General features: G+C 56.5%; 5 protein-coding genes. All 5 read right to left on the minus strand.

The genetic code is table 11. The annotated features are described in order from the left end of the window. The coding region (locus AC1DH9_RS24900) for a ClpXP protease specificity-enhancing factor SspB (RefSeq protein ID WP_477808970.1) at nt 1-147 on the minus strand (147 nt) is incomplete at its 3' end. A gap of 16 nt (nt 148-163) precedes the next feature. After that, nucleotides 164-781, minus strand: a complete 618-nt coding sequence (locus AC1DH9_RS24905) for a glutathione S-transferase N-terminal domain-containing protein (protein ID WP_019693572.1) — start codon at nt 779-781, stop codon at nt 164-166. Between the two features lie 150 nt (nt 782-931). After that, nucleotides 932-1,714 (minus strand): cytochrome c1, encoded by a 783-nt coding sequence (locus AC1DH9_RS24910; protein WP_427547187.1) that lies wholly within the window; start codon nt 1,712-1,714, stop codon nt 932-934. Continuing rightward, entirely contained in the window at nt 1,714-2,925 is a 1,212-nt protein-coding gene (locus AC1DH9_RS24915; protein ID WP_477808969.1) for a cytochrome b, read from the minus strand. Before AC1DH9_RS24915 ends, AC1DH9_RS24910 begins: the two co-directional genes overlap by 1 nt. Continuing rightward, the gene (gene petA, locus AC1DH9_RS24920) at nt 2,925-3,518 is read right to left on the minus strand and encodes a ubiquinol-cytochrome c reductase iron-sulfur subunit (protein WP_019693575.1); all 594 of its coding nucleotides are present in this window, start codon (nt 3,516-3,518) and stop codon (nt 2,925-2,927) included. The genes AC1DH9_RS24915 and petA overlap by 1 nt, the downstream gene beginning before the upstream one ends. Between the last annotated feature and the right edge of the window lie 157 nt (nt 3,519-3,675).

The following is a 3,675-nucleotide window of genomic DNA, read 5'->3' on the forward strand; positions in this document are numbered from 1 at the left end:
GTTCAGGACAATCTGTCCGTCGCTGGCGAAGCCTTGCGGCACCTGCACCGACGGATACTCGGAATTGACCAGCAGGTGCGGGGTGCAATCGTTGTCCACAATCCACTCATAGAGCGCGCGGACCAAATAAGGTCGACTGGAGTTCATAGCGGCTCCTTAAGCCTTAGCGCATATCGCGTTCGACACCAGACAGACTCGCCTGGAAAGCCTCACGCGCAAACTGACGCTCCATGTAATCAAGCAGCGGCTTGGCAGGCCGCGGCAGTTCAATACCCAGAATCGGCAAACGCCAGAGTATTGGCAGTAGGCAACAATCCACCAGACTTTGTTCCTCACTCAAGAAAAACGGCTTGTCGGCGAACAGCGGCGAAACGCCCGTCAGGCTTTCACGCAATTCCTTGCGAGCCTGCACACGCGCTGGCTCCTTGGTTCGCGAATCCAGAATCAGATCCACCAGAACACACCAGTCACGCTGAATACGGTGAATCAGCAGACGGCTGTTGGCACGCGCTACCGGATAAACCGGCAGCAACGGTGGATGCGGGTAACGCTCATCCAGATATTCCATCACCACGGTCGACTCCCACAACGCCAGGTCACGATCGACCAGGGTGGGCAAGCTGCCGTAAGGGTTCACTTCGATCAGCTTTGGCGGCTGACGGCCCGCCTCCACACTGATGATCTCGGCGCTGACACCCTTCTCTGCCAGTACGATACGCACTCGGTGGGAATAGTGGTCGGCGGGGTCGGAGTAACAGGCCAACCGATTGGTCACGCCCATGGCGGTCCTCCTCGCTTGTAGAAATTATCGGGAGCGGAAAAACGAGCGCGCCCAGAGGGCGTCTCCCGTAACGCCTGGATGACCAGACTCGTTACACGTTCAGAGACGCCCTTGGGCGCGCGCGATTAACAGCAATTGCTTAAAGCTTTATCAATGCACGTCTTTCCAGTATTCACGCTTGAGCAAGTAAGCGAATACGAAGAAGAACGCCAGGTACAGCAACACATAGGTACCGATGCGCTGATGCTGCAGCTTCACCGGGTTGGCCGAATAGGCCAGGAAGGTCACCAGATTCTTGACCTTCTCGTCGAACTGCTCTTCGTTCAGAGCACCGGTTTTTGGCACGATGGTCAGCTGATCGCACGCTTCATGAGTCAGCGGTGTGCCGGTCAGAGGATCATACTGCTTCTTGCCGCTTTCGACGATTTGAACTTGTTTGCAGCCTACCACCTGACGACCCTGCAGGCCGCCCAGAACGTTAGGCATACCGACGTTCGGGAACACCTTGTTGTTCACACCCCAAGGACGACTCGGGTCTTCATAGAACGACCGCAGGTAGCCGTAGAGCCAGTCAGTGCCACGAACGCGAGCCACCAGCGTCAGGTCGGGCGGCGCAGCGCCGAACCAGGACTTGGCGTCTGCCGGCTGCATGCCGATGCTCATGTGGTCACCGATCTTGGCGCCCGTGAACACCAGGTTCTTCAGCATCAGATCGTGAGGAATCCCCAGATCGTCGGCAACGCGCTCATAGCGCTGGAACTTGGCACTGTGGCACCCCATGCAGTAGTTGGCGAACGTACGCGCACCATCTTGCATTGCCGCTTTATCGGAGACGTCGATATCGACTTTTTCGAGCTCTGGACCACCGGACTCGGCCGCGAAGGACAAGACAGGCAGTGCAGCAAGAATCAGTACAGCAAATAGCTTTTTCATCAGCCAGTCACCCTTTCCGGAACCGGTTTGGTCTTCTCGAGCCTGGTGTAGAACGGCATCAGAATGAAGTAGGCGAAGTACAGGAAGGTACAGACCTGCGACAGCAATGTACGTTCCGGAGTAGGCGCCATGACGCCCAGCCAGCCAAGAATCACGAAGGAGATGCAGAACACCCAGAGCCAGATCCTGCTCAACCAGCCCTTGTAGCGCATGGACTTGACCGGACTACGGTCAAGCCAGGGCAGGACGAACAGCAAGGCAATCGAAGCACCCATGGCGACAACGCCCAGGAGCTTGTCCGGAATCGCACGCAGAATCGCGTAGAACGGGGTGAAGTACCAGACCGGGGCAATGTGTACCGGGGTCTTGAAGGCGTTCGCCACTTCGAAGTTCGGCTTCTCGAGGAAGTAACCGCCCATTTCCGGGAAGAAGAACACGATCGCGCAGAAGATGAACAGGAACACCACCACGCCGACGATATCCTTCACGGTGTAGTACGGGTGGAAGRCAATGCCGTCCAGCGGTACGCCGTTTTCGTCCTTGTGTTTCTTGATGTCCACGCCGTCCGGGTTGTTCGAGCCGACTTCGTGCAGCGCCAGAACGTGCAGCACCACCAGACCGAGAATCACGATCGGCAAGGCCACGACGTGCAGGGCGAAGAAGCGGTTCAGGGTGATGCCCGAAATCAGGTAGTCACCACGGATCCATTGGGTCAGGTCGTTGCCGATGACCGGGATCGCACCGAACAGCGAGATGATCACCTGGGCGCCCCAGTAGGACATCTGACCCCACGGCAGCAGGTAGCCCATGAAGGCTTCAGCCATCAGTGCCAGGTAGATCAGCATGCCGAAGACCCATACCAGCTCACGCGGCTTCTGGTACGAACCGTAGAGCAGGCCACGGAACATATGCAGGTAAACCACGATGAAGAACGCCGAAGCGCCGGTGGAGTGCAGCAGACGCAGGATCGAGCCGTACTCGACGTCACGCATGATGTATTCGACGGAGGCGAATGCTTCTTCCGCCGACGGGGTGTAGCTCATGGTCAGCCAGACGCCGGTTACGATCTGGTTAACCAGAACCAACAGCGCCAGGGAGCCAAAGAAATAGAAGAAGTTGAAGTTCTTCGGGGCGTAGTACTTGCTGAGATGGTCTTCCCACATTTTAGTGGCAGGAAAGCGCGCATCAACCCAATCCATGAACTTGCTCATCACGCTTTCTCCGTATCGACGCCGATGACAATAATGTCGTTCGACTCATAGGAATGCGGGGGAACTGGCAGATTCAAAGGCGCAGGTTGCGACTTGAAGACGCGGCCAGCCAGATCGTAGTGGGAACCGTGGCAAGGGCAGAAATAACCACCTACCCATTTAGGGCCAAGATCGGCAGGCGCTACTTCTGGACGGAAGGTCGGAGAGCAACCCAAGTGCGTGCAAATACCGATCAGCAGCAGAACTTCCGGCTTGATCGAGCGCGTCTTGGGGTCCACGTAAGTTGGCTGTACCGAATTCTTGGAGTCTGGATCAGAGAGGTCACCCTCGATCTTTGCAAGATTCCCCAAAATCTCCTGCGTACGGCGGACGATGAATACCGGCTGACCGCGCCATTCAGCAATCATTTGCTGACCTGGTTCGATTTTGCTGACATTCACTTTCACCGGTGCACCTGCGGCTTTCGCCTTGGCACTGGGAAACCATGACCCCACGAACGGGACCGCAGCCCCCACCGCTCCTGCAGCACCCACCACGGATGTGGCTGCTACCAAGAAGCGACGCCGGCCTGCATTCACGCCGTCATTGCTCATTCAGTCCTCTCCCATCAGCTTTGTGGCCTGTTAAATCAGGCATCTACTAAGTAAAAATCTGAACTTATAAAAATTTTGCAGAATGGTAATGAAAAGCCCCAGTTCTGACAAGGTAATTACCATCCGGGGTCAGCGCCAAGCCTTGTAGTATAGGGGC

The organism is Pseudomonas sp. 05T35, from assembly GCF_056396605.1.

What these genes read in the sequence shown, in the direction of transcription:
- petA (WP_019693575.1), bottom strand. Translation starts at nt 3,518, where the DNA reads ATGAGCAATGACGGCGTGAATGCAGGCCGGCGTCGCTTCTTGGTAGCA.
- AC1DH9_RS24905 (WP_019693572.1), bottom strand. Translation starts at nt 781, where the DNA reads ATGGGCGTGACCAATCGGTTGGCCTGTTACTCCGACCCCGCCGACCAC.
- AC1DH9_RS24910 (WP_427547187.1), bottom strand. Translation starts at nt 1,714, where the DNA reads ATGAAAAAGCTATTTGCTGTACTGATTCTTGCTGCACTGCCTGTCTTG.